This window comes from Pirellulaceae bacterium, assembly GCA_029243025.1.
Classification (GTDB): Bacteria; Planctomycetota; Planctomycetia; order Pirellulales; family Pirellulaceae.
Genome location: JAQWSU010000048.1, coordinates 21,857 through 48,008 on the forward strand (window position 1 = coordinate 21,857; position 26,152 = coordinate 48,008).

19 protein-coding genes are annotated in these 26,152 nt (G+C 51.8%); 10 read left to right on the forward strand and 9 right to left on the reverse strand.

The window, feature by feature from the left end:
- Positions 1-61 precede the first annotated feature (61 nt).
- Entirely contained in the window at positions 62-925 is an 864-nt protein-coding gene (locus tag P8N76_23775) for a helix-turn-helix domain-containing protein (protein MDG2384708.1), read from the forward strand.
- A 48-nt stretch (positions 926-973) separates the two neighbouring features.
- Here P8N76_23775 and P8N76_23780 read toward each other — a convergent pair whose 3' ends face one another.
- Complete coding sequence (locus P8N76_23780; protein MDG2384709.1) at positions 974-1,699, reverse strand: endonuclease/exonuclease/phosphatase family protein; 726 nt, start codon at positions 1,697-1,699, stop codon at positions 974-976.
- Positions 1,700-1,987: 288 nt separating this feature from the next.
- Here P8N76_23780 and P8N76_23785 point away from each other — a divergent pair, with 288 nt between their 5' ends.
- Positions 1,988-5,251 (forward strand): hypothetical protein, encoded by a 3,264-nt coding sequence (locus P8N76_23785; GenBank protein ID MDG2384710.1) that lies wholly within the window; start codon positions 1,988-1,990, stop codon positions 5,249-5,251.
- Positions 5,252-5,313: 62 nt separating this feature from the next.
- Here the strand turns inward: P8N76_23785 and P8N76_23790 are convergent, their stop codons facing one another.
- From P8N76_23790 to P8N76_23800, 3 genes are all read right to left on the reverse strand, one after another.
- The gene (locus P8N76_23790) at positions 5,314-6,771 is read right to left on the reverse strand and encodes a DUF1501 domain-containing protein (GenBank protein ID MDG2384711.1); all 1,458 of its coding nucleotides are present in this window, start codon (positions 6,769-6,771) and stop codon (positions 5,314-5,316) included.
- A gap of 3 nt (positions 6,772-6,774) precedes the next feature.
- A complete protein-coding gene (locus tag P8N76_23795) occupies positions 6,775-9,261 on the reverse strand; it encodes a PSD1 and planctomycete cytochrome C domain-containing protein (GenBank protein ID MDG2384712.1) in 2,487 nt (828 codons plus the stop codon).
- A gap of 176 nt (positions 9,262-9,437) precedes the next feature.
- Positions 9,438-10,148: a PilZ domain-containing protein gene (locus tag P8N76_23800; GenBank protein ID MDG2384713.1), complete on the reverse strand. Its 711-nt coding sequence runs from the start codon at positions 10,146-10,148 to the stop codon at positions 9,438-9,440.
- Between the two features lie 649 nt (positions 10,149-10,797).
- On the opposite strand from P8N76_23800, the gene P8N76_23805 reads away from it, so the two are divergent.
- A complete protein-coding gene (locus P8N76_23805) occupies positions 10,798-11,955 on the forward strand; it encodes an AI-2E family transporter (GenBank protein ID MDG2384714.1) in 1,158 nt (385 codons plus the stop codon).
- 128 nt (positions 11,956-12,083) lie between these two features.
- Positions 12,084-13,322, forward strand: coding sequence for a PQQ-binding-like beta-propeller repeat protein (locus tag P8N76_23810; protein MDG2384715.1), 1,239 nt, complete (start codon positions 12,084-12,086; stop codon positions 13,320-13,322).
- 128 nt (positions 13,323-13,450) lie between these two features.
- On the opposite strand, the gene P8N76_23815 is transcribed toward P8N76_23810, so the two are convergent.
- The 4 genes from P8N76_23815 to dinB all read right to left on the reverse strand — a co-directional run bounded on the left by P8N76_23815 (position 13,451) and on the right by dinB (position 18,415).
- On the reverse strand, positions 13,451-14,962 hold the full coding sequence (locus P8N76_23815) for a hypothetical protein (protein ID MDG2384716.1): 1,512 nt from the start codon (positions 14,960-14,962) through the stop codon (positions 13,451-13,453).
- 196 nt (positions 14,963-15,158) lie between these two features.
- Complete coding sequence (locus P8N76_23820) at positions 15,159-15,635, reverse strand: hypothetical protein (protein ID MDG2384717.1); 477 nt, start codon at positions 15,633-15,635, stop codon at positions 15,159-15,161.
- An 18-nt stretch (positions 15,636-15,653) separates the two neighbouring features.
- Positions 15,654-16,688 (reverse strand): ChbG/HpnK family deacetylase, encoded by a 1,035-nt coding sequence (locus P8N76_23825; GenBank protein ID MDG2384718.1) that lies wholly within the window; start codon positions 16,686-16,688, stop codon positions 15,654-15,656.
- Positions 16,689-17,194: 506 nt separating this feature from the next.
- On the reverse strand, positions 17,195-18,415 hold the full coding sequence (gene dinB / locus P8N76_23830; protein ID MDG2384719.1) for a DNA polymerase IV: 1,221 nt from the start codon (positions 18,413-18,415) through the stop codon (positions 17,195-17,197).
- Positions 18,416-18,571: 156 nt separating this feature from the next.
- On the opposite strand from dinB, the gene P8N76_23835 reads away from it, so the two are divergent.
- The 6 genes from P8N76_23835 (at position 18,572) to P8N76_23860 (ending at position 25,687) form a co-directional block, all read left to right on the forward strand.
- Positions 18,572-19,033 (forward strand): superoxide dismutase [Ni], encoded by a 462-nt coding sequence (locus tag P8N76_23835; protein ID MDG2384720.1) that lies wholly within the window; start codon positions 18,572-18,574, stop codon positions 19,031-19,033.
- Between the two features lie 451 nt (positions 19,034-19,484).
- Positions 19,485-21,428 carry an extracellular solute-binding protein gene (locus P8N76_23840; protein MDG2384721.1) on the forward strand — a complete coding sequence of 648 codons (1,944 nt, stop codon included), beginning with the start codon at positions 19,485-19,487 and terminating at the stop codon, positions 21,426-21,428.
- A 14-nt stretch (positions 21,429-21,442) separates the two neighbouring features.
- Entirely contained in the window at positions 21,443-22,549 is a 1,107-nt protein-coding gene (locus tag P8N76_23845) for an ABC transporter permease subunit (GenBank protein ID MDG2384722.1), read from the forward strand.
- A gap of 17 nt (positions 22,550-22,566) precedes the next feature.
- Positions 22,567-23,670: an ABC transporter permease subunit gene (locus P8N76_23850; GenBank protein MDG2384723.1), complete on the forward strand. Its 1,104-nt coding sequence runs from the start codon at positions 22,567-22,569 to the stop codon at positions 23,668-23,670.
- Complete coding sequence (locus P8N76_23855) at positions 23,667-24,689, forward strand: ABC transporter ATP-binding protein (protein ID MDG2384724.1); 1,023 nt, start codon at positions 23,667-23,669, stop codon at positions 24,687-24,689. The genes P8N76_23850 and P8N76_23855 overlap by 4 nt, the downstream gene beginning before the upstream one ends.
- On the forward strand, positions 24,686-25,687 hold the full coding sequence (locus P8N76_23860; protein ID MDG2384725.1) for an ATP-binding cassette domain-containing protein: 1,002 nt from the start codon (positions 24,686-24,688) through the stop codon (positions 25,685-25,687). The genes P8N76_23855 and P8N76_23860 overlap by 4 nt, the downstream gene beginning before the upstream one ends.
- Here the strand turns inward: P8N76_23860 and P8N76_23865 are convergent.
- Positions 25,675-26,152 (reverse strand): hypothetical protein (locus tag P8N76_23865; GenBank protein MDG2384726.1); only part of this gene is annotated, 478 nt, incomplete at its 5' end. The genes P8N76_23860 and P8N76_23865 overlap by 13 nt on opposite strands.

Here is a 26,152-nt window from a genome sequence, read left to right on the forward strand (position 1 = left end):
GAATATGCACGCTGGTTAGCGGTTTTCGTCTGATTCCTTGAAACGTTCAGAACGGTCAATCATGTCTCATTGGTTATCCCCCAAGCAGGTTGCGAGTTCGATTGGTGTCAGCGAATCTTCGCTGAAACGGTGGTGTGACCGTGGTGTTTTGCCATCTTCTCGTACGGCTGGTGGTCATCGGAGGCTGCCGCTGGCGGGTGTGATTCGATATTTGCGTGACCAAAAACTTGATCCAAATCGCCCGGAAATCCTGGGGTTGCCTGAGCGTTCGGCTTTTGCGTTCGCGAGTCCGGCGGAAGCGGTCGATGCGCTCGTCCGCAGGTTGCTGAGTGGCGATTTCGAGGCAAGTCGGTCAATCATGATTAATCTCTTCATGAAGGGTGTTTTGATTGCTTCCATCGGGGACGAGTTGATTTCACCTGCAATGAGCATGATTGGTTCGCACTGGGAAGCGGGGGATGGGGAGATTTATCAGGAGCGTCGGGCGGTGGACGTGGTGACTCGAGTTTTGCATGAGTTTTCTCGATTACTGACCGATTCCGATCCGACGGGACCTCGGGCAATTGGCGGCACTGTGGAAGGCGATCAGTATCAAATTGCGACGTTATTAGTCGAACTGACGCTGCGAGAGCAAGGATGGAACGCTTCTTCACTCGGTTCCAATCTTCCCTTCGAAACGCTTGCTCGAGCCGCAAGCGATTTCAATCCGAGGCTTTTTTGGTTGAGTGTATCGAAGGTGCAGGATCGCAAGGCATTCACTCAATGCTTGAATCAATTTCAGGCGCAGCTGCCAGAATCAACGGCACTCGTCTTGGGCGGAAACGCTCTTGATCCGGAGCTTCGCAAGCGAAGCTCTTTTTCCGCCTGTTGTGATAATTTGCGGCAGTTGACTCGCTATGTGGCGACGCTTGGCCAGCGTCAGTGACCGAAGCGGACGCTTAACACGATCTTTTTTGATTCCGAAGTGACCCATTCAGTCGAGCTCAAATTCGGCGATCAGCGGCAAGTGATCAGAGGCGTGTCGAGCAATTTCAGCACGTGATCGATAGCAATTGTGGCATTGCAGCTTGCCACGGAAAAAGAGTTGATCGAGTGGTCGGACGGGGCGAATTGCTGGAAAGGTATTGACGGGTTGGCAAGCAGGTCTGAGTCCTGCTGGTTCGAGGACCCGTCGTCCGAGCGATCCCCATAAATCATTCATGTCCCCCCCAACAATCGTCGCGGTGGATTGGTGAGTGTGTTGAAACATACGATCTGAGGTGATACGTTTTAGCTGGATGGCTCGCTCATAGCCAGCCAAGCCGAGATGGAAGTTCACCAGGAGCAGCGTTCGGCGGTGATGTTCTGTTCGTAGGTGGCAGTGAGTTGCCAGCGCGCGTCTTCGTTTTTTGAGTGGTACGGTAAGCTCGATATGGTGCGTGTCTGCCAGCGGAAATCGGCTCAGGATCGCGTTGCCATAGCGACCCAAGCGAAGTCTCACGTTGGGCTGGTAGATTCGGTGATTGAGTTCGAGAGCGTCACCAAACCATTCCACTTGATTGTGGCCGCGTGAGCGGGGAACTCCATCGTCAACTTCTTGCATGAACACAATATCGGGTTGATAGTGTGCCAAAGTCTCCACGATCCGCTCGGGACGGTATCGACGATCGATTCCCCCGATGCCTTTGTGGATGTTGTAGGTGACGATTCGGAAACGCATACTTCAAGATTATCGGGGTTTTGGTGTTCAGTTTGATATCATACGCGAAATGGTGGGGGCGGTCACTCTGGTCATCAGCATGCTTCCGCTACCAGCGAACGTTCAGAATGCGAGGGAAAGTCGAAAGAATCAGCGCTCACTTGGCCTGATTAAAGGCTCATTACCATAGGAATCAAGGCTCTTGCATCAGAGGGGCCGAGCTGTCGGGCTGAGGATTCTTGTCTCGCGATGGCAAGCCTCAATCAAATTGTTTAACGCCGGATAAGGGGACGAATGATGGTTCGCGGGATGTTCTTTTTAGTAGGTGTTTTTGGTGTTGTTGCGTCGCTTTCTGCTGCAGAAATTAAAGACACGGGTTGGTTTCGACCTGCGAATGCGTCGTCGGCGATTTATCGTGGTCAAATAGACCTTCCTGGGCCGGGTATCTGGCAGGTGCGTTCAGTTTCGGACCCGAAGCAGTTACAGGTTTACGCGATTCCATCGGACGAAGCCCGCCAGGTTCAAGTTGGAAAGCGGATGCAGCTCGTTGTCCGTGAGCGAATGACGGCTAAGGGGCGTTGGAAGGTTGCTGCGGTTTATCGGCCAGCTCTCGACTTTGCGAGGCTCAACAACGGAATTGGGCCGAACACCGTGGATCAGCTCGATGCAGAACAGTACCCGATCATTTCAAATCTCGACAAGTCGCCCTGGATTTCAGAACGCATGCCAGAGAAGCTCAGTCGCTTGGAAGGACCTTTTCTTTTTATGATTCCGAAGGCTCGATTCAAGCTCAGCCGAGTTGAGGGCAGAGCGATCGACCCTGCCATTGGACAAGTCCCAGCTGAACGGAATCCGGAGCAAGTTCCGCCGGCAATTCGACCAGCACGACCTCGAGAGTGGGTCGATGTGAAGGATCGCGAGGTGTTGGCGTTTGAGCTTCGGCCTTACGTGGATGATGGTTTGCATTGGGTCTGCTATACGGATGGTCAGTGTCGGCGCGAGAAGATTGATAAAGATCTTGTCAAACAGCACGGGATGAAAATTCGCCCCATCACGGCGGAGTCTGCGACAAGCGAAGGAGAAGGGGTCTTTTCTTACACATTGCTTGCCCTGCGACCGGTGGATCGTAAGGGGCCAGTAACGGTTGCGTTGTACAACCCGGTTCAGGGTAAAGAGCAACAAGTCAATTGGTCTTTTGCGAAATCAGCAAAGGATTCCGCTGTTGTTGATTCGTTGAATCAGGCTCGTCAACTCGCTTGGAGTCCCTACTTGGCATCCGGTCCCGCGCCAATTTTGAAAGCTTGGGCTTCCAATATCGACTTGGATCCGAGTGATGTGATGCCGCGTCAAAACAGGCGGGGCGGCAATCGGACCAATATGTTTTCAGTCCTGGGCGGGCGGGCTGCTGTGGAGGAGACACTGCAGCTTCAAAATCTAAATGTCGTTCCCAAGAATCAAAAAGCGACTGTGAAGTTGGCGTCGATCGAAGGGGTGAAAGTTAAAGCCCATCCGTTTGAAGAAATGCTCGCAGGAGCCGAGGGCGGTGATCTTCAGTTGGCACAAGTCGTTCCAGAAGATCGCTTTATGGTTTATGTTGCGAAGCCATCTGCGATTCTTCCCTTGCTTGATCATGGCGCAAGTTTTCTTGCCTCGACCGGTGCCTCCTTGACGCAAAATAAATTGCACTACAATCTCGCAGAGCGTTACTTCGATCGTCTGGGGATGAATCGCGAATGGCTAGAATCCGTGTTAGGCTCCGGCCTTATCTCGGAAATGGTGGTCGTCGCTCCTGATCTGTTTTTTATTGATGGAACGGATTTAACCGTTGTGTCCCGACTGCAGCAGCCCGCCATCTTGAAGCGGTTACTGAGCTTCATTGGCTTGGCTGATCTGGGGGAAACGGGTGTCTTGACTCGCGGGGGATCTAACGGACGCCCATCGTATTGGGCTTTGCGCGGTGATTTGTTGTTCGTCAGCTCGAATCGCAATGAACTAGCCGCCTCGCTTGATCTGTTGGAGCGAGATGGGCAGGGTAGCCTGGGGCGTAGTGCTGAGTTTCGATATATGTTGACGCAATTGCCTGTTCGTGCGCAGACGCGTCTCTACACCTATTTTTCGGATCCTTTCGTGCGTCGACTGGTAGGGCCGGAAGTGAAACTGTCGCAGGCTCGACGTCTTCGTGCTCGAGCCGCGATGGAGCTAATTGCTTCGCAACGCATGTTTGCTCATCTGAATGGATTCAAGCTTGATTCCGTTGAAGATCTAAAGCGACTCGCTTATCTACCGAAGGATTTTTCGACGGATGACTATTCTTTTGATGAACAAGGACTTGTGCATTCGAAATCTTATGGTCCTTTGCCGGGAATGAAAACGTTGCCAGAAGTTCCGATCGACGCAGTGACGCCGGCAGAAGCCGAAGCCTATCGTGAATACGTGGAAAACTATTCGCGGTTTTGGCGTCAGTTTTTTGATCCTATCGCGATCCGTCTTGACGACACAGCAGATGGTAGTTTGCAGTTGTCAACTTTTATTCTGCCGCTGATTGATAGTTCAATCTACAACGGGTTGCGGAGTGTTTTGATGACCTCTGAAATGGGACATCCGTTGACGATTCCGAAATTGGAGCCCAGGCCTGTGTTGCAGTTTTCGGCCAATATGCGAGATGAATCGACTCAAGGAATTGTGCGTGAGTTTGCGGGTATGTTTCAGCGATTCGGTGGTGTTAGTTCTGCCTTACTCGATGATCTTGGTCCTACTGCTCATTTTGCTATCTTCGATGCAGATCCTGTCATCGCCTTGGGAAGTGGCGACATGATGGGGGCTTTCGGTGGCAACCTGCTTCGTGCTGGAGATGAGATGATTATGTTGCCTGTCGCGATGTCATTATTGACGCGGCCTTGCTCGATCTTGGTCGAAACCCAGAACGCCGAGCAAACGGCAAGGCATTTGCGGCAGGCCGCTCTTGTCGGAAGTGCCCTGTCGGAAGCGAACGACGGATTCTTTCGTGTAGCGTTCTACCAAATTGACGATCGCGATTCGTGGGTTTGGACAGTCGATATTGAGGGGGTTATCAAATTGAGATTCGGTATTGAGGTCACCGATCGTTATCTTGTGATTCGCAATATTCCCTGGTCGAGTAAAGATCGGATTGTTCAAGTCACCGATGCTGACTTGAATGGTGCGGCTCTGCAGTTATCACCTGCGGCTTGTCGCCTGCAACTTCCCGGACTGTTTGCGAGTGCCTCGGATCAGGAAAGACGATCCACGCTGAGTGGGATGGGGCGATTGTATCCCATTGTTCTCAGTGGGTTGGCCGACGCCGATTCCGCGGCTGAATACCATCAGCAGGTCTTTGGGTTTCGGCCGATCCATCCGGACAATGGTCGCTGGATCTGGAAGGATTTCAATCTGGGAAGCACGGTCTACGGAGACGTCCAGCGCCAGCGACAGCCGGGATTTGAACCGGGAAAGCCATTTGGATTGATGCAAAATATCGAAGTGATCGACTTGCAAATGCAGTTTGAAGATGCTGGACTGCGCAGTCGAATCACTTGGGAATTTAATCAGAACTGATCGCGACGAACGTGGGATGTTGCCGATCTGAGCGAATTATCCATCGTGGGTGGTATGACTTGCTATGCAAATAGTTGGTGGGCAACCGATCCATGCACATCAGTCAGTCGGAAGTCACGACCTTGGAAACGATAGGTGAGCCGCTCGTGATCGATTCCTAGCAGGTGCAAAATGGTGGCTTGCAAGTCATGGACATGAATTGGGTCTTCCACCACGCTCATGCCGAATTCATCCGTTTGGCCAAAACTGATACCTGGCTTCGTTCCGCCACCTGCCATCCAAGTGGTGTAGGCGTAGGGGTGGTGGTCACGGCCCCACCTTGGGCGGTCCTCCAGTTTGCCCTGGAGGAATGGAGTGCGACCAAATTCGCCTCCCCAGATGACGAGCGTGTCATCCAGCAAGCCTCGCATTTTAAGGTCTTGAACGAGTGCCGCCGAGGCACGGTCTGTGTCACGGCACTGATTGTACAGTTCTGTGGTTAAGCTGTTGTGCTGGTCCCAGCCCGCATGCATCAACTGCACGCAGCGCACGCCCCGTTCAACGAGCCGTCGAGCCATGAGGCAGTTGTAAGCGAAGGTGCCGGGCTGGGTGACATCGGGGCCGTATCGTTCCAGTGTGCTTGCTGATTCTTGTGACAAATCGGTTAGCTCCGGCACGCTGGCCTGCATGCGAAACGCCATTTCGTATTGAGCGATCCGTGTATCAATCTCCGGATCGCCGAATTTGCGCAGTTTTATTTGGTTGAGCAAAGCCAGATCATCTAGCTGTTCACGTCGGATTTCGCGACTGATGCCTGCTGGATCGGTCAAATAGAGAACTGGCTGTCCGCTGCCGCGAAATCTCACGCCCTGATGGCGTGTGGGCAAGAATCCCGCACCCCAATAGAAATCGTAAAAGATCTGCCCGCAGGAAGTTCCTTTACTGACCGATGTCATCACCGCAAATCGCGGTAAGCTTTCCGATTCACTGCCGAGTCCGTAGCTGAGCCAAGCGCCGAGGGTAGGGCGACCGGGGAGCTGCGCGCCACTCATCATCAAGCTGATCGCGGGAGCGTGGTTGACTGCATCAGTGTGCATGCTTTTTACAAAGCACAGATCGTCTGCGATGGATGCGGTGTGTGGTAGGAAATCGCTGACCCAAGCGCCACTTTCTCCGCGTTGACGAAATGGCTCTACTGCGCCCAGCAGTAGTTTGCCTTGGGGTTTGCCGGTCATCGTACTGAAGCGTTTACCGGCCACGAATTCGTCTGGTACCGGTTGTCCATGTCGTTTTGCTAATTCTGGTTTATAGTCAAACAGGTCAACATGAGTCGGAGCCCCATTTTGGAACAAGTAGATGATGTTCTTGGTTCGGGGTGCAAAATGAGGAAGTTCTGGTAGACCACTCGTTTCGTTTTTCGCAGCCGAGACCAAGCCGTCTTGCTGGAAGAGGCCAGCCAAGGCCGCAGCGCCCAATCCGGTGCTGGACTGTCCCAGAAAAGTTCGTCGATTGAGGTCTTGAATCTTTGATTCAGATGACATGAATCATTCCCTGCAGAGCGTTTCGTCGAGATTCATAATCAGGTTGCAAAGGCTTGTCATGGCGGCAAGCCGAGCTACCGCATGCGATTTGGACTTGCGGAATTCGCCCACATCAATGAGCTGTGCCGCCAGGTCACCCTGGGTGGCATAATGTTTTTCGAGTCGCGAGAGACTGTTGGTGAGGATATCGAGTTCGGATGGCTCCGGGGGCCGAATCAGAACTCGTCGGAATACTTGTTCTGCCAAGCGTTGGTTAGATGCATCAGGCGATTCATCGAGGATTCGAGTGGCAAGGACCCGTGCGGCTTCTACATAGGTGACGTCGTTCAAAGTGGTCAGTGCGTGCAGTGGCGAATTTGTCAGCGAACGTGTGACGGTGCACACTTGCCGCGATGCGGTGTCAAAGAACAGCGTGGGTGCGACGATGCGTCGCCAGAATGTGTAGATGCTTCGTCGGTAGAGATTTTCACCAGAGTCGCGTCGGTACCCCCGCTTGCCAAACGTGGCGTCCTCCCAAACCCCTGAAGGTTGATACGAATTAACGGGGGCCCCTCCAACCTGATCCACTAAGAGACCGCTGATTGCCAACGCTTGATCGCGAATCATCCACGAGGGCAGCCGGAATCTGGCTCCGCGCGCGAGCCACCTATTCTCAGGGTCGCGTTCACGCAAATGCGGAGTGGAACGTGAGGATTGTTGATACGTCGAACTGGTAACAATCAGCCGATAAAGGTGCTTTGTGTCCCAACCAGAATCTCTGAATTCTGTAGCCAGCCAGTCGAGCAACTGAGGGTGAATTGGACGTTCTCCCTGTGTTCCGAAATCCTCGGCTGTTTTGACAATACCTATTCCGAAAAAGCCTTGCCAGATACGGTTTGTAATAACTCGAGCTGTCAATGGATTGGTATCAGCCATGATCCAATTTGCCAAGTCAAGCCGAGTTGTTACTGCTGCGTCCCCAGATGTTTGTAGGCTCACAGGAAATGCTGCTTCCACCGACTCGCCTGGTTGATTGTAAAGTCCTTTATCGAGCATGAAGGTTGGGCGTCGATCGGAACGTTCCTTCATGATCATGACTTTGGGAAGCGAATTTTGTACGTTGCGGTGTTCGCTGACCGCTTCGCGGAGCTGCTCAACTGTTTTCGCGTACAGGGTCGTCTCAGTGATCAAATCCCGAATGGTTTTGAGTTCATCCGTGTTGCGATCTGCGACTGGTTTGCCAAGCAGTTTTTGAGTCTCTTGCGAGCGTTCAATTCCAACGGGCTCGTTTTGTTGGGACTCCAGTTGTGAAACGCGTTGTTGAAGATTTGAAATCTCTGTGCTGAGCGAATCGAGTGATCGCACCTCGACTCTTGTTGGCGACGCAAGTACCGGAGGGGTTTGCGCACTGCGCCCTTCACCGTTCACGGGTGTTTGATTGAAAAACGCGAACATCGAATAGTAGTCGCGTTTTGTCAGAGGGTCGAACTTATGATCGTGGCAACGACAGCAATTCAAGGTAAGGCCGAGCCAGACAGTTCCCGCCGTCTCCGTCATGTCCATCACGTAATCCACTCGGTTTTCTTCCGGAATGCGACCACCTTCACCATTAATCATGTGGTTGCGGCAGAAGCCGGTGGCTAGCTGCTGGCGGTGATTGGCGGCTGGCAACATGTCTCCTGCAATTTGGTTGATCGTGAATTGATCAAATGGCTGATTCTGATTGATCGCTTCGATGACCCAATCTCTCCAGGGCCACATTGTTCGATCTTGGTCGCCTTGATATCCATTGGAGTCCGCATAGCGAGCGGCATCGAGCCAAGTCCAAGCCATGCGCTCTCCGAAGGCTGGAGAGGCCAATAGCTTGTCGACAAGACGTTCATATTTTTGAGGCGACCGATCACGTACGAATGATTCGGCTTCGCCGCGTGTCGGAGGCTTACCCGTCAGGTCCAAATACAGCCTACGTATCAATCGATAACCATCCGCTGGCTGCGTTGGAACAAGTCGCTCTGTGTCCAGGCGAGCGAGAATGAATTGGTCGATTGGGTTGCGGGGCCAAGCTTTATTTTTGACCGTTGGTAAGGGAGGTTTTTGGATCGGACGAAATGACCAATGGGTAGAGTAAGACGCACCTTGGTTGATCCAGCGAGCAATGATTTCTTTCTCGTCGGCTGTCAGGCTCAACTTCGAGTCTGGTGGTGGCATGATCAGGTCCGGATCGTCGCTTGTGATCCGTTGGATCAGATCACTGTTCGACGAGTCGAAAGCAATAATCGCAGCGTCACCATCCGCGTCGTCTGCCACGGCCGCTCCACGAAGGTCCAAACGAAGATCGGCTTCTCGCGCAGCTTCATCCGGTCCATGGCAGCGGAAGCATTTGTCGGCAAGCAGCGGTTGAATTGCACGGTCAAAGTCAACCGGCTCGGGACTCGGCGATGCAGCAAACACCGATCCGTCCACCAGGGAGCAGGTTAGACCAATCAACGCGAATAAGAAGAGCAGCTTCATCGGATGCCTCGGGCCAATGTCATCGATCACGAGCGACTGGTCGCTTCGACTTCATTATTGTCGCCAGATTTCGTTGTGGGAAGCGATTACCGTCGGGAACGGGCTAAATGCCAAAATTGGACGGTTGCTCGCGAGGCGAAGAGCCGACCATGCTTGGACGGCAACGAGCTGAATCGTTAGTTGCCGAGTCGAAACAAACGCTGCCACAGTGGCCGGGTGTTCGCAGCGATTGTGGATTGATGTAAGTTTCTGATGACGAAGTGCGACGAGGGATCCGAAAATTCACAGCCAATCGTGTAGTTTTCGTTCGTTGCGACTTGCCAGCGGCTCTGGGCGAGTATCGTTTTGGTTCGAGTGCTTCCGTTTTCCTCGAGATCAATCCGAAGCAGAATGCGTGAATTTGGGATGATTGGATCGCTTGACTGCAGGCAAAATCCACCGGAAGACACGTTCGTGAGCCTAATCGGAATCAGGTCGTTGCCCATCTTGTAAGTTGCGGAAATGTCGATTTTTGTGGAGAGACGCTGTGTCATCCGACGCTCAATGGCTCCGGCCGTGGCAAACGCTTGAAGCGTGCTGAGAGGCATTTCCGGATTGAATTTGCAGCCGAGCCACCAATCGGATCCGACCGCCACGCCGGTCCAACATATGGCGGCTGAAATTTCAAGTGTGTCGCGAAGTTGCGGTGCTTCGATACTCAGACACATCTCCGTATTGGTATTGATCTTCTTGTTGACGCGAAGTTTCGCGCCGCCACAGGAGAGATCGACTAAGCTTGCAGATACGGCGCAGCTCTGAGCATTTTTAGATTCAATCATGACTCGGAGATGCTCGTCGCGATCGGGAACGCAGTAGCGAGGTTCACGATTTCCGAGGCTTAGAGTCATGTTTTGGCGTGATGTTCTTGCGGCCATTGATCTAACAAGAGGTGATCGAACAACAGTGTCGAGCGGGGCCCGCCCGAGCAAAAATACCTCAAACCGCGTAGCTTCCGTCTTACGGAATGCGTCTCGATGCGATTTTCTCAGAGCCGGGTGTTAGTTTGTGACGATTTGTGATTCTGTGTCGACTATTGGATACGTTATTTTCCAGATCAGGGTGCGGCGTTGACTGACTGGGCGAAAGGTTGGTTATTACCGTTTAAGCGGGGAACGGCGATCGGTTGGTGTGGGCCGGAACAGTGAATTCCCCCGCTGTCTATTCGGAGCCGGTGCGCAGCGTCAGGAAGTCAGACGAGGGAACGCTGCTGCCGCAGGAACCGACGAGGATCCCTGTTTATGAATCGAGCCGGTTGCGGCGCTTGACTGGATTCTGTGACTTGACGCTGTCTTGCTGGATTCGCCGTCCAGGTTTTTCGAAGTCAAAGCACGCGATTCTGGAGCATGTTTGCTCGGAACGCTCTCCGCTTTCTCTTCCCTTGGTATTCAAATCGCTCTCCCCTTGGTATTCAAATCGAGATTGTCGACAATAGGTCTTCGTTCGCCACGCATGCACCTGGTCAACGATTCTGCCGAAACCTTGAGTGATCGCTTTCCAATGGAAAAAAATACTGTATCTGCGACCCGTTATTTGATTGTGGTCGCATCGTTTATCATTGTAGTTGCTGGTTTACGAGCTGCAAAATCACTTGTTGTACCTTTTTTACTTGCGACTTTTTTCGCCATCATCCTTTCACCTTGGATGCACTTGTTGAGAAAGAAAGGCTTGCCGGGTTCTTTGGCTCTGACGGTGATTATTGCCGTTTGTATCGGCATAAGTGGCTCTGTCTCTTTTTTGATCGGTAGTTCAATCAACCAGTTTCGTGGCAATTTGAGTAACCTACCCCGTCAAATCGATCGCAACCTTGAACCACTTCGCGAACAGTGGTTGCCTGATTGGTCGTTGTTTGAAGAAGGAACTGAAACTGTCGCTACGCCCGATTCTCTGGTCGATGCTAACTCCACACAAAATCCGACTATGGAGAGAGGCAATGGCAGTCGTCCCTCAAGCAAGGTCGCACTGCCGGAACGTTCGTCCCTGACCTCCGATCTGCAACGACTCACAACTGACTATTTTCGTGATTTGCTGAGCGGTCTGGCGAATATGCTCAGCAACGCTTTCATCATTATCATCACCGTGGCGTTCATGTTGTTGGAAGCTTACCGTTTTCCCGGCAAGTTAGCTGCGGCCCTCGGCCACGAGAATCCTGCTTTGGACAATGTGGAGCAAATTGTCTCCGACGTGCGGCGCTACATGGTGATTAAGTCCACGACAAGCGCTTTGACGGGAATTTTGGTTTTTGGCTTGCTGACAGGTCTGGAGATTCCCTATCCGTTCCTATGGGGCGTTTTGGCGTTTCTATTTAACTTTGTGCCCAACATTGGATCGATCATCGCTTCGATTCCAGCCGTTTTGTTGGCGCTTATTTCTGATGACCCGATCATGAAGGCGATGCTTACTGCTGTCGGTTATGTCTCGATTAATTGTTTCATCTCTTACGCAATTGAGCCACGTTACATGGGGCAAGGGCTCGGATTGTCGACGTTGGTCGTTTTCCTGTCGCTCGTGTTTTGGGGGTGGGTCTTGGGGCCAGTCGGAATGCTCTTGTCGGCTCCTTTGACGATGATCGTGAAGATTATCCTGGAAAACTCAGAGGACTTTCAATGGATTGCTGTTTTGATGGGATCGAAGGCCCCGGAAACGAGTGGCGATTGATCATCGAAACGGACAATGTCCAAGTGGTATTGATTTCGAATAAGCGGTAACATTTCTTCCGCTTTACGTTTTCTCGGAAGGTCCTGTATGATGCGAGAAACTCACTCGAATTATCGGAGCTCATTTAGATGACTCGATCCAATCTCGTTCTGATTGTCCTGCTTTGTTCTGTTTCAACGGCCGTTGCAGATGACTGGCTCCAGTTTCGTGGGGCAGACGGCCAAGGTGCCTCGGCGGAGAAGGGGTTGCCACAAGTTTGGAACAGCCAAGAAAATCTCGTTTGGAAATCGCCGCTACCCGGATTTGGTTCCTCCAGTCCGATCGTCTTGGGCGATCGGATTTACTTGACTTGTTACAGCGGATACGGGATTGATCGGGAAGCTGAGGAGCAAATGAGCGATTTGAGGCTGCATCTGCTCTGTGTTTCGATCCGTGATGGTAGTTTGCTTTGGCAACAGGCCGTTCAGCCGGAATTGCCTGAGTCCGAGCGTGTGCGGGATCACGGTTATGCGGCAGCCACACCGGTCACGGATGGTGAGCGGATTTTTGTTTTCTTTGGCAAGACGGGTGTGTTGGCATTTGATTTAGATGGCCAGCAACTTTGGCAAACGAGTGTTGGGACGAAAACTCACGGTTGGGGCTGTGGAACTTCCCCTGTTCTGTATAAGAATCTGGTGATTGTCAACGCGAGTGTTGAGAGCGGTTCGCTTGTTGCGTTGAACAAGGAAACAGGCGAAGAAGTTTGGCGAGCAGGCGGCATGAAACGCTCCTGGAATACGCCACACTTGGTGGAGCTCGAAAATGGTCAGCAGGAGTTGGTCGTGAATGTGATTAGCCGGATTCTGGCGTTTGATCCCGCCACCGGCGAATCTCTTTGGCAGTGCGACGGAATTCCAGACTATGTTTGCCCAAGTGTGATTTCGCAGGACGGAATTGTCTACGCGATCGGGGGTCGTCGGTCTCGGGCGATTGCAGTGAGAGCGGGAGGCCGCGGCGATGTGACTGAATCTCATAAGCTTTGGGAGGCTCAGGCAGGTGCTAATGTTTCCTCACCTGTGATTTATGGGGACCATCTCTATTGGGTGAGTGACCGCAATCGTACTGCTTATTGTTTGGATCGGAGTTCGGGTGAGGTGATTTATCAGAAGCGTTTTGGTGGACAACCGTACGCATCCACAGTTGTTGGGGACGACAAACTGTATGTCGTGACTCGATACAGCGGCACCTTTGTGTTAGCGGCAAAACCTGAATTCGAGATTTTGGCACACAATCAGTTTGACGATGAGAGCACCTTCAATGCGAGTCCTGCCATTGCTGCAGGTAAACTATTGATTCGCAGCGATGAGCATCTCTACTGCATTGAGTAGCGATCCTGATTGGTTCGCTCGGCGGCGGCTATAGAAGATAAGGCCAATTTGCCGCGACAATTTGGCTTCGGAGACGAAAAGTAGCTCATCCTGATTGGTCGATCAGGATGAGCCTGTTTTCTCAAGTTCTAGAATTCTGCGTTGTATTTTTTCACCATTTTGCGACGGACGTCTGTGGTTGCAGATTCGACGCCCCGCATGATGTCGCGAGCATTGGCTGTTCCCGAAACACGTTCTTCGGTTCTCGCGGCCGTACGAGCTTGTTGGGTGCCGTAGCGATCATACGTGGATGAGGCGACACCGCCATAGGCCCCGTAAGCACCCCAGCGGCCGCCTCGATAGGCGTATCGGTCGGTGTACTCCGTGGAATTTAATTCGCGAACTCGACTGCGTCCAGCAATGCTTTTCAGCGAATCCGATGCCTGACGCAGCGTGTCACTGACGTAGGCGCTGTAATCGAGCAGCTCGGGGTCGACGTTGAGCATGGGCAGTTTGTCAATCTTGCGCGAATAGCGATCAAGCCAGGCACCGACCTGTCCCATGGTTTTGGCTTGGCCGGATTTGGTGTCTTGTTGAAGGTCGTCGAGTAAGGTAGTGATCGACTTGAAATACTGTTGGGAGGAAGAAATCTTCAAAGCCTCCGTGTCCTGGCCCGAACTGATTGGGCCTTGCGGCGTGCCGAGAGCGGCGGGAGAGTCGATAAAGCTGAGCAGGCGACGCATGCCGCTGCGATCTAGGTAGCCTTCGATGGATGCCGTCTTCCCTTTCACTACCGGTTTCCAGTCACTGAACTCGTTGATGGAAGCCGAGTGCGTGGCGAGTACGTCCAAGACCAATGGTTTGAAGATGCCGTTTAGTACGCTTGCATCTTCGCCGAAGTCTACCTTGAGTTTTCCAAAAACTCGATCCTTGATAGTAATGCCAAGTGTCACGCCTTGAGCACTAGCAAGCGTTTTTGCCAGCTTGTCGAGGTCAATGGTCGCTTGCTTAAAGAAGTCCGATTGCTTGACACGAGTTTTCACGACCTCTGGCGAAATCACGTCTTGAAGATCAAGTGCCATGATGATGGGAGTCCCACCTTTGTTCGCGTAGTTGACGGCTTTGTTCAGATAGGGCGAGAGCCGACCTCCCTGATTGCTGTCGATTTGACGCAACCAGCGTCCCACCGTTTGACGATTGCCTGGCGACATCGATCCCACCATGCTTTCGCCAAAGCCGACAATGTACGCGTCATGTGGCAACATGACGGCCGAACGTCCGTTGAAGTTGTCAATCGTTCCGCCCCAACGCGTCGCAATCTCTGGCATGCTGGCTTTGCGATTGACATTCAGCAGCGTCACTTCCCACATCGGTTGCATGAATTGCAGGTCCATCTGAGCGGCGAGCAGCAATTGATCGGCTGACGGTGGCATCGCGATCATGCCGGCCTCAAAAGCCTTTTGGCGATCCTGCTTCCAGTTTTCCTTGCTAGCCAGAGGGCTGGCTAAAGCTTTTTGGAGATTGACGGCTACGACTGCATTTGCTCCCGGTGGCACGCGTCGGATCAAATCCGAGAATTGTGCATTAGCGGTGGTTGCGCAGAGACCCACTAACAGCGCGACAGAGCTGAGTCTCAGGCAGAGACGATGCGAGCGTATCATTGAAAAAAGTCCTCTTTGACATGTCTTTGAAACAGATGGCTGATTTCACCATCAATCTTGGCCGTACATCCTACCTCAGTGGGACTTACCGTGCATCCCTTGACCGGTAAGGATTCCGCTGGGATTTGAGCTCTCGAGAGACGACCGATGTCAACTCTGGCTGACATCGGCCGGATCAGAGTCGCTAAAGAGGCCCCTAGCGAGGGCCGTTTTTGTAGTACTTGTTGAAGTATGGATTGACTTTGCCCATGGTGACGCCGGTTTGCGCAGGCACAGGCAAAGCCGTGTGGATCGGGCCGGCCACGACCCCAGTGGGAACCTGAGCCGTTGCGTTGTACACCGGTTTGGGGCGAGGTGCGTTGGCAACCGCTCGACGCTCCAGTTCAGGGCGAGTGTATTGGTAGTAGTTATTCCCGTACGGATTAAATCGTCCCAGCATTGAGTAGGGACTGACGTTGGGATTGCGGAGGTAGTACTTGTCGATGGTGTAATCACGAATATTGACCGGTGGACGGTTGAAGTTCTGCACGTGTTTCATGTAGTAGTCTGTGTAGTTCTTCGGTCCGTAAGGCTGGTACTGCGGCTGCGCAGTTGACACCCAGGTCGCGGTGAGTACTACCGCGATGAGTCCAAGTCGGCCAAGTCGAAGATTTTGAGCGAAGCGTCGGTTCATCAGATTTCTGGCGATGTCTTAAGGGATCGGTACATCAACGGGGATGTCGTCATCGGTGGTTCCGCTCACGTCAACTTTGCCAGGAACCCCTTCAAACCGATGCATGATTTCACGCCAGTCCGTGAAAACGATCTGCTGCTCTGCAAAGACGGCTTTTACTTTTTCATCGACAAGTAACTGCCCATCCCAGACTCGCTGTTGCCAGTCGTGGCTCAACTCCTTGATGCCTTCCGTTTCCAGAGCCGGTCTCAGCATAATGAGCGTCAAGCCTGGCTGCATTCTTCGTAAGAGGTCGCAGAACAGATCACGCTTCTCATCGTAAGTCTTGCCGTCGGGGGCGATCTCCAACTCGTCCAGTTTTGGCAAGGGATAGGTGTGCACCAGTTCAATTAAGTCGTCACTCAGTGGGTAGCCTTGTTGTCGAAATCGTTCTAGGTCTTCTGGTTCCAATTCAACAACAGGGCATGGAATCCAGTACTTGCGTGAGGCTTCCAGGAAGACTTTCGCTGTGTCTGTTCGACTGTACACCGCACCGTGATAACCGCTGATATGGGAAATATTCAATCCCGCCATGCGTGCTCGCTGGATTTGAGCGTGTATCTCTTTACGGACGTCATCCGGTTTTGCATTTGCTGCGAATTGAAATGGGCTCCGCCAAGGAAATCCATCTTGGTTGACCAAGCTCGGAACCTCGTTCCGCGACGAAGCAAAACGCCAATGCAACGGTCGGTAGGGGTTGGTCAAGGCGATGCTGATTCCCACGTTGCTTAGTTGGTGTTTGCGGCAGTAGGCAGCAAACCCATCGAACCAAGGGCCCGTCGGTATTGCAGTGATTGACTGAACGGCCTGTTGCTCGAGCAGCTTCTGGCCCGCCGAATTCATCTCCCAGCAGAGTCCCATTTCTCGTGCGTCGAGAATGACCACCTTTTGGCCCGCTGGGTAGCCGAGACGCTCTGCCCAAGTTTGGGCAAAGCCTTCTGTCGTAAATAGGATCGTCACTATTGTCAAACCTAGCAACATCCTACTCAGATTCGTCCACATTGTACGAGTCATAATCGTTATCCCGTTCTCTCTTCGCTTCAAATGGAACGAACTCTACGTTCCACGCTTTACGAAAAACCTTACATTCGCAATACGATGATGAAGTATAGGATCGACTCCGGGTAGCGGCCACAGAAACCTGAAAAACTGTCTGTTCTCCCATTCTGTCTTTAGTTTTCGCAGTGATCCATGATCTTGCGCGAACGCCGGGTGACAAAAGTGGGTGCCCCCGCAGCGAGGCGATTTGGTGAAAATCCATGTTAATTGAGTCGCGGTCCTGCGAAGTCGCCAGCTGTTTTGCTTGGCAGCAACGAAACGAGTATCCACAACGTCAGCGAATTTACGGCGTCGATGCGATCCGGAAGTCGTGCTTGGCCGGCGCGGCAGCAAGCCGCTTTTCTGTTTGTCCCATCGCTTGGAAGGGGATTTCGATGAGCGTATCTGGCGACGTTCGGTGAATGGTGGATGGCGAGTGTTTTGCTGCCATCAGCAAGCCGCTGGAGACGTATTGCGGAGAGTCATTCTTGCTCGGATTCTGATTGGGGCGAATCAGGCTCATGAGGACGAGGCTGTGGTCGGTGATTTGCTCCGTACATCATGCTGCTGCCGCGCGTTAGTGATGACTTGCCAAATCGGTCTCGGATTTGGTCGGTGGCGGCGTCAATTCGTTGTTGGGTGTCATGCGTTGATTCGTGGAAAAGATTTTTTTGACGGAGTACGTTGTTGTCGAGCCCACTGACGCTGAGTCCGAGCAGGCGAATAGGCTGTGCGAACCGTTGCTGCTCCAATATCCCCAATGCCGTAGATTGGATTTCATCCGTGACATTCGTTGGGGTTGGCAATTGTTGTGCGCGTGTCATCGTCTGGAAATCCGCTAAGCGAATTTTTAGTTGCACCGTGCGACCGAGAAAGTTGTGTTGGCGGAGACGCCAGGCGACCTGATTGGCCAATTCGACAATCCATGCTCGCAGCACGGCTTGGTCCGATATATCTTGAGCGAAAGTGGTTTCGTGGGAAATCGATTTTGCCTGTCGATCAGGTATCACTGGTCGAGGGTCGATGCCATGCGAGAGCTTTGCCAGGTGTGCGCCGTGTTCTCCGAATTGATCGATTAACGATTGCAACGGTAAGCGGCGAAGATCGGCGATTGTGCGAACTCCAATGCGGCTGAAAGCTTGACCTGTAATCCGTCCAACGCCCCAAAGTCGTGACACGGGCAGGGGGGCTAGAAATCCATCCACCTGCTCGGCAGTCACCACCACAAATCCATTCGGCTTTTCCAGATCGCTGGCGATCTTGGCGAGAAACTTATTGGGCGCGATACCTACCGAAGCGATTAAATCCACCTCTGCAGCAATTTCCGCCTTGATCTGTTGACCAATTTGCTCTGACGTTCCAAATAAGGCTTCGCTGCCCGTGACGTCCAAAAATGCCTCATCTAAAGAAAGCGGCTCAATCAGCGGTGTATAACGGTGGAAAATCTCACGGATTTGTGCCGAGATCTCGGCATAATGACTCATCCGCGGAGAAAGGAAGATCGCGTGGGGGCATTGACGTTTCGCCTGCGCAGCCGGCATCGCGCTGTGGATGCCGAACTTGCGAGCCTCGTAGCTGGCCGCACAAACAACCCCACGTCCGGCGGAGGAACCGCCCACGATTACGGGCCTGTTTCTCAGTTGAGGGGCGTCGCGTTGTTCTACGGATGCGTAAAAAGCATCCATGTCGATATGTAAAATCATCGAGATTTGTACGTTGTTTGTAAGGTATCCTTGATCCAAGTGAATGCCGTCGTGGGGCAGAATTGTTGCCGTCCCGGGGCGTTGACCGACCGCGGAAAAAGCGGATAGACTACGCCATTGACACAGATTGAATCCCTTGAGACTGGAGGACATTCGATGAATAAGACTATTTTAACCGTTGCCGTTCTGGTTGTCGCGGCTGCTAACGCTCAACAGGCTCTGGCACATTGTGAAGTTCCCTGCGGTATTTATGCGGACCAACGTCGCTTCGAGCAAATGTTAGAGGATCAAATGACGATCCAAAAGGGAATGATTAGCATCGCAGAACTTTCGAGTGAATCCGATGCACTCTCGAAGAATCAGCTTACGCGGTGGGTAATCACCAAAGAAGAGCACGCAACGAATACCCAGCATGTCATCGCTCAGTATTTCATGACCCAACGAATTAAGCCGGGTAGCGAGGGTTACGCAAAGAAACTTGCTGCAGCCCATGCTGTTATGGTTGCGGCGATGAAGTGCAAACAAACGGTCGACGTCAGCAATGCCAAAGTGCTGCGCAAAGCGATTCTTGATTTTTACCGCGCTTATGAAGGTAAAGAGCCCAATCTCGAGGGCTAGGCCCTGCCCGTGAATGATACTTTTACGTCAGTCTCGAAAAACGAGATCGACGTTTTTTTGTGCACGCTTGCCGACCTGTCGTGAAGGTGGGATATCGATCGAGTGAGCTTGCGGTGCTGTTCTGCCTTACCAACTGTCTTTGATTCTATTTTCGAGCTTTTGGCTAGATTGCCAGTTGGTAGCTCGTCTTTTCGGATTTGCGAACAAATTCACGAGCCGAACGGAACCGCTCTTGTCTGACGTGCGTAGGACGGAACAGCCTGCCTGCGGGAAAAGCGAAGTGGTGGCGATCTTCGGGATTTGCCTGGATCTCCACCATCGCAAACCGTTCAAGAAGGGTTTGTCTTTAACGATTTTGGCCAAAGTCGTATACTCACCAACAATTCAATTGCCAACGTTTCCCGAGACTGAGTCAGATTGGCCAGTGTCGCCCCAAAACTCGGAGCTTCTGATGAACAGTAATTACCGTCCCTGGTTTTGGATGAAATTTGGAGTTGCGACTCTGAGTCTTGGGTTTTTGTTCCTCGTGATCGGCTGTACATCAAAGTCGTCAGATTACTCGAATTCGAACGAATTGACCGAGACTCCGGCCGTAACCATTGAGTTTCCCGACGGTGACCCGTCCGTTCCGGCAGACTTGGGGGGGCCAGGATTCACGGGTGAAGGATGGACAACAGCTAAGCCAGGAGTCGTGGGGGATCCCAATGCGGTGAAAGGGGGAGTGATTAGTACATCGATTCCCAACTGGCCTGACAATCTGCGACGTTTTGGGACCGGGTCGAACACTTGGTTGAATTATCTGGTACGAGATCTTTGTTACGAGTCACTCTGCAATGTGGATCCGATGTCTTTAGAGATCGTACCCGGTCTGGCATCACACTGGCAGATTTCGGAAGACAATCTAACGTTTCGCTTTCGCATTGATCCGCGAGCTCATTGGTCAGATGGTTCTCCTGTCGTGGCCGAAGACTGGGCTGAGACTTATCGGCTGATTGATGATGACACGCTCATTGACCCAATGACCAAGCAAACGATTTGTGGAAAGATGGAAGCGCCGAAGATTTTGTCCAAGTACATGTTGGAGGTCAAATGTAAGGAGAAGAGTTGGCGAAATTTTCTCTCTTTTGCCGGCATGACACCGTTGCCCGCTCATGAGATCAACGGCATGACCGGGACGGAGTTTTTAGAGAAGTATAACTTCGCATTTACAGCCACCAGCGGTCCTTATCTTGTGCGGCCGGCAGACATCAAAAAGAATGAATCACTGACGATTACTCGTCGTGATGATTACTGGGCCAAGGATAAAGAGGCTAACAAAGGGCTTTATAATTTTGACAAAATTCGGCTCGTTGTGATTCGAGATCGCCGCTTGGGTTTCGATAAGGCATGCAAGGGGGAAATCGATTTCCACCCTGTGTTCACTGCCAAGTGGTGGGTTGAGGATGTGACGCCTCTACCCGCCTATGAAAACGGTCAACTGATTCGCAGTGAAATCTTCACGCGATATCCAAAGGGGTTTCAAGGAATGGCGTTCAATATGCGGGAACCGCCATTGAACGATGCGCGGGTACGGAAAGCGATTGCGCACCTTTACGACCGGAAGACTTTGCTCAAGAAATTTGCCTATGACCAATATGACGCACTCAAGTCCTATTATCCCGGAAGTGATGCGGCGAATCCAAATAACAAAATGATTGAGTACGATCCGGCAACTGCAGTCAAGTTGTTGTCGGAGGCTGGTTGGACCGAACGCGATGGTGACGGCATCCTGACCAAAGATGGTAAGCGATTGAGCTTCACCATTATGTATCGAAGCGAAGCATTCGAGAAGTATTTAACGAGCGTTCAAGAGTCGTGCCGCAAGGTCGGAGTCGAAGTAATTCTCACGCGAGTGACTCCAGAAACGCTATGGAAAAATATGATGGAGAGAACTTTCCAAGTTGCCAGTATGGCATGGGGAGCCACGCTCTACCCGAATCCTATTTCCAATTGGTCGACTGAAATGGCCGATCAAAAAGGAAGTAACAACATTACGGGATTCAATAATAAAAAAGCAGATGGAATCATTGCAAAGTACGATGCGGAGTTCGAAATCAGCAAACGTACTTTGCTGCTGAGAGAATTGGATGCTTTGATCCATGATCAAGTGCCCTATGCCCTGGATTGGTATAATCCATGTGAACGAATTTTGTACTGGAATAAGTTTGGTATGCCGGCCTACGGTCTGCCACGTTACGGTGAATATGAATCGGCGTTCGTCTACTGGTGGTATGATCCCCAGAAGGCGGATCGGTTAAAGGCCACACTGAAAAATGGTGAGTCCATGGCACCGATTCCCGAGTTACAGATACGTCCTTGGGAAAATGATTCCACGTCTAACCAAGCCACGAACTGAGCCGTACGTTAACTATGACAACGTATTTTATCCGTCGTCTCTTGTTGACGATTCCAACTTTCATCGGCGTTACGCTGATCGTGTTCATGATCACCCGCATCGTTCCTGGCGGTCCCCTGGAGCGGCGGATCATGGAGTTCCGCATGGCCTCGGTTTCTCAGGGGGGGGGTGGCACCACCATCGTTGATTCGACGTCGATGATTCCGGAAACGGCTCTCGATGAATTGAAGAAGACGTTCAATCTGGATAAGCCGGCGTATATCGCTTACGCCATCTGGTTGAAGAACGTTTTTCAACTCGACCTGGGACAGTCGTTTTTCTACAAGGAACCGGTCTGGAAAATGATCACCTCCCGGTTCCCGATTAGTATGACATTTGGACTAACTGGTTTTGTGCTGGCCTATCTGGTTTGTATTCCGCTGGGGATTTACAAAGCACTGAAGCATGGATCTCCATTCGACTTTGTTAGCTCTGCAATTGTCTTTATCGGCTACTCCATTCCCGGTTGGGCGATGGGTGTGTTGTTGCTATTATTTTTTGCGAGTGGACGGTTTCTTGATGTGATGCCGTTAGGTGGCGTTCATGGCATGGGCTACGACGAGTTGCCTCGTATGGTTCAAGCCATGGAAGATCGCGACGAAGTATCTGACGAATTCGGATCTTTTCAATGGGAACGTCTTTCGCCTCTTTCGAAAGCGATTGATACTGGCTATCACATGGTGTTGCCAGTCTTTTGTTATATGTTGGGTGGATTTGCCACCTTAACCGTCTTGATGAAGAATGCTCTGATGGAGAATCTGGGGCAGGACTATGTGCGAACTGGATTTGCCAAAGGTTTGACCGAGCGGCGAGTTGTTTTTGTGCACACGCTGCGTAATTCTTTGATCCCTTTGGCGACCGGACTGGGACATGCGTTGTCGCTGATCATGGCCGGTTCCTATCTGATTGAGTTTGTTTTCAATATCGATGGGTTGGGCTACTTGGGATTCAATGCAATCGTGCAGCGTGACTATGCGGTGGTGATGGGGATACTGGTCATCAATACGCTGTTGACTTTGTTTGGGAATATCTTCTCAGATGTTCTTTACGCCGTGATTGATCCACGGATTCGCTTCGATTGAGTAGATGGGACCTTAGGGTGGCAAAAGAGAAATCGGCTTCTCTACTACGATTGCGGATTCGGAAATTCCGCCGTTTAAAACGAGGCTATTACAGCTTTCTGTTCCTGTTTGGGCTGTATGTGATTTCGTTTTTTCTGCCATTCATCATGGGCTATCGACCGATCGTTGTGAAATATGACGGGCATTATTACTTTCCAGCAGCCGCGTCTTACGTTCGTGATACGTTTGGAATCGGACGTAGTAGGGTTTATCTCGCTTCCGAATTAGGACAGCAAGAGGTCAATGGCCAACCTGTTTTTGGTGAGGCCGAATTTCGAGCTTTGCAGAAACAATACAAAAAACAGGATGAGGGAAATTGGTTGATTATGCCACCCATTCCCTATGGTCCCACGGAGCAATTTTTGGAAGCGGATGGGGTGCCTCCCTACCCGCCATCGCGTGCCCACTGGATGGGGACGGATGGTTCCGGCCGCGACGTCTTGGTTCGATTGGCTTACGGCTATCGTGTTTCGATCTCCTTTGCTTTGTTGGTGACGATCTTTGGGTACACGCTGGGCACGCTTGTCGGAGCCTTTCTCGGCTTCTATGGGGGGTGGCTCGATATCCTCGGGTTACGGTTTGTCGAGATTTGGGGTTCCGTGCCATTTCTCTATACTGTGATCATTCTGGCTTCGATTTTTCAGCCCAGCTTTACGCTGCTTGTCTCGATTTTGGCAGCCTTTGGTTGGCTGGGGATTGCCTATTACATTCGAGGTGAATTCTATCGGGAGAAAAATAAGGACTATGTGGCGGCTGCTATTGCCGTGGGTGAGAGCAACTGGACGATCATCCGAAAGCACATTTTGCCCAACGCATTGACTCCGATTATCGCTTTTGCTCCCTTTGCAATTGTGGGCATGATCAGTGCCTTGGTGTCGCTTGATTTTTTGGGATTTGGCTTGCCGGTCCCCACCCCAAGTTGGGGTGAATTGTTGCGTCAAGCCAAGGATGGCGGCATGCAGGCGTGGCACATTGTTGTGTTCCCACTGGGCGCCTTGTTCCTCACCTTGCAACTGATTGTCTTCATCGGTGAGGCTGTTCGTGAAGCATTTGATCCGAAGGTTTTTAGCAGGCTGCGATGAATTCCAATCTCACACCGTCTGATCCTCAGTCTGCTCTGGAACCGCTGCTCAGTGTGCGCGATTTGAAGACCTATTTTCGTGTGGAAGGTGGGATTGCCAAGGCCGTCGACGGTGTTTCCTTTGATCTGTTTCCCGATGAAGTTTTGGGGATTGTTGGTGAATCTGGCTCGGGGAAGAGCGTTACCTCACTGTCCGTCATGCGACTGATTCCTGATCCGCCCGGTTTTATTGCCGGAGGTGAAATCTGGTTTAACGGAGAAAATCTGGTTGAAGTGAGTCACGATCATATGCGCCAAGTGCGCGGTAATGAGATCGGCATGATTTTTCAGGAGCCCATGACGGCGCTGAATCCCGTTTTTACCATTGGCATGCAAGTGATGGAGGCCGTCAGGACGCATCAACGCCTCAAGGCAAAGGAAGCTCGTGAGCGTGCAGTTGAAATCCTGCAGCATGTTGGGATTCCTGATGCGGCGAAACGGCTTAAAGATTATCCACATCAGTTTTCCGGGGGGATGCGGCAGCGAGTCATGATTGCCATGGCTCTCGTCTGCAATCCGCAATTACTGATTGCGGACGAGCCGACGACAGCATTGGATGTGACGACACAGGCTCAGATCCTTGATCTGATGTTGCAGCTAAAAGCGGAGCAGGACCGCGGATCGATCATGTTGATTACACACGATTTAGGTGTCGTCGCCGAAACCTGTGATCGTGTGGTCGTGATGTATGGTGGGAAACTTCAAGAGGTTGGTACGGTTGAGCAGATTTTTTCTGAACCTCGACATCCTTATACGCAGGGGCTGATCGCTTCACTCCCGTCGCAGCAGCACGCGCCGAAAAGTCGCTTGCATGCGATTCCTGGAAATGTGCCCTCGATCATGGAGCTTCCTGCGGGGTGTAAGTTCTGTAATCGTTGCGAGCAAGTCCTGCCGCAATGTGAAGAAACGGAACCGCCTCTTTACGATGTGGGTGATGGCCATCTCGTTCGGTGTCATCTGTTGGAGGATGACGCACAATGACGACTCCCCTGTTAGAAGTCAAAAATCTCTGTGTGCGTTATCCCATTTGGGGCGGTATTTTTCGTCACAAGGTCAACGAGGTGTCAGCCGTCGATGATGTATCCTTCACGATTGATGCGGGAGAAACCTTGGGGCTTGTCGGAGAAAGCGGTTGTGGGAAAACAACCATTGCCAAGGCAATTGTGAACATTCATCGAGCAATGACTCCCGGAGTCGAACAGACGGGGCAAGTAATCTTCCATTCGGACGATGGGCCGATCAACATTCTGGAATTGAGTCGGTCCGAGATGCGACCCCTGCGATCTCAACTCCAAATTATTTTTCAAGATCCCTTCTCGTCGCTCAATCCTCGCATGACGGTTGGCAATATCATTGAAACTCCCCTGCGGTTGCATAGCAAGCAAACAGCGAAAGAACGTCGGGACCGCGTCAGCTACCTTTTGGATCGAGTTGGATTGCAGCCCGAACACGCGACTCGTTATCCACACGAGTTTTCGGGTGGGCAGCGGCAACGAGTTGGAATAGCTCGTGCACTGGCCGTTCAACCGAAGCTGATCGTTGCCGATGAGGCGGTTTCGGCGTTGGATGTTTCCGTACAGGCGCAGGTCTTAAATCTACTGGGCGATCTGCAGGAAGAGTTTGGACTTACCTACCTATTTGTGGCCCATGATTTGTCGGTAGTGCATCACATTAGTGATCGAATCGCGGTGATGTACCTTGGGAAACTTGTCGAATTCGGCGGTTCCGATCAGGTTTACCGGACACCCTTGCATCCTTACTCAAGAGCTCTGATTTCTGCGGTGCCTCAACCCGTCCCCCGACGTGATCGCACCGATCGCATTCAATTGATCGGTGAAGTGCCGACTCCATTGAACAAACCGAGTGGCTGCCCATTTCGTACACGGTGCTCGATTGCTAAAGATGAATGTGCCGATGCGATGCCCGATCTGGTCGAAAAAGAATCGAACCATCGTGTCGCTTGTCCCTACTCGGAGTAGCCCGAGAAGTGGCAGAGCAGCCCGACCAAACGGTGTCTTCTCTGATCCTCTGACGCCGCCCGTATCCGCCACGTAGCGAAAGAGTCGATGCACGGCTCCTTGCCATGGGATGGCTGGCCTTTTCTCGCGTTGGTGATCATCGATATTTCGATTTCAAACTGGATGCTTTCCGCTGATTCGAATTCCAGCCGACCCGCTTCTCGCTTGGGTTGCCAACCGGTGCCCGGTCCAAAAAGGGCTGCAATAATCGCCCTCTGCTGCCACGAATTGTAACGACGTTTGAGTTTTCCCGGAAAATAAGTTGGATCATGATACACTTGGCTGACCTTAGTTGTGTGGCGATGATCGAATAACGATGATCGAATAACGATGATCGAATAACGATGATCGAATAACGATGATCGAATAACGATGATCGAATAACGATGATCGAATAACGATGATCGAATAACGATGATCGAATAA

What these genes read in the sequence shown, in the direction of transcription:
- P8N76_23775 (MDG2384708.1), top strand. Translation starts at nt 62, where the DNA reads ATGTCTCATTGGTTATCCCCCAAGCAGGTTGCGAGTTCGATTGGTGTC.
- P8N76_23780 (MDG2384709.1), bottom strand. Translation starts at nt 1,699, where the DNA reads ATGCGTTTCCGAATCGTCACCTACAACATCCACAAAGGCATCGGGGGA.
- P8N76_23785 (MDG2384710.1), top strand. Translation starts at nt 1,988, where the DNA reads ATGTTCTTTTTAGTAGGTGTTTTTGGTGTTGTTGCGTCGCTTTCTGCT.
- P8N76_23790 (MDG2384711.1), bottom strand. Translation starts at nt 6,771, where the DNA reads ATGTCATCTGAATCAAAGATTCAAGACCTCAATCGACGAACTTTTCTG.
- P8N76_23795 (MDG2384712.1), bottom strand. Translation starts at nt 9,261, where the DNA reads ATGAAGCTGCTCTTCTTATTCGCGTTGATTGGTCTAACCTGCTCCCTG.
- P8N76_23800 (MDG2384713.1), bottom strand. Translation starts at nt 10,148, where the DNA reads ATGACTCTAAGCCTCGGAAATCGTGAACCTCGCTACTGCGTTCCCGAT.
- P8N76_23805 (MDG2384714.1), top strand. Translation starts at nt 10,798, where the DNA reads ATGGAAAAAAATACTGTATCTGCGACCCGTTATTTGATTGTGGTCGCA.
- P8N76_23810 (MDG2384715.1), top strand. Translation starts at nt 12,084, where the DNA reads ATGACTCGATCCAATCTCGTTCTGATTGTCCTGCTTTGTTCTGTTTCA.
- P8N76_23815 (MDG2384716.1), bottom strand. Translation starts at nt 14,962, where the DNA reads ATGATACGCTCGCATCGTCTCTGCCTGAGACTCAGCTCTGTCGCGCTG.
- P8N76_23820 (MDG2384717.1), bottom strand. Translation starts at nt 15,635, where the DNA reads ATGAACCGACGCTTCGCTCAAAATCTTCGACTTGGCCGACTTGGACTC.
- P8N76_23825 (MDG2384718.1), bottom strand. Translation starts at nt 16,688, where the DNA reads ATGACTCGTACAATGTGGACGAATCTGAGTAGGATGTTGCTAGGTTTG.
- dinB (MDG2384719.1), bottom strand. Translation starts at nt 18,415, where the DNA reads ATGATTTTACATATCGACATGGATGCTTTTTACGCATCCGTAGAACAA.
- P8N76_23835 (MDG2384720.1), top strand. Translation starts at nt 18,572, where the DNA reads ATGAATAAGACTATTTTAACCGTTGCCGTTCTGGTTGTCGCGGCTGCT.
- P8N76_23840 (MDG2384721.1), top strand. Translation starts at nt 19,485, where the DNA reads ATGAACAGTAATTACCGTCCCTGGTTTTGGATGAAATTTGGAGTTGCG.
- P8N76_23845 (MDG2384722.1), top strand. Translation starts at nt 21,443, where the DNA reads ATGACAACGTATTTTATCCGTCGTCTCTTGTTGACGATTCCAACTTTC.
- P8N76_23855 (MDG2384724.1), top strand. Translation starts at nt 23,667, where the DNA reads ATGAATTCCAATCTCACACCGTCTGATCCTCAGTCTGCTCTGGAACCG.
- P8N76_23860 (MDG2384725.1), top strand. Translation starts at nt 24,686, where the DNA reads ATGACGACTCCCCTGTTAGAAGTCAAAAATCTCTGTGTGCGTTATCCC.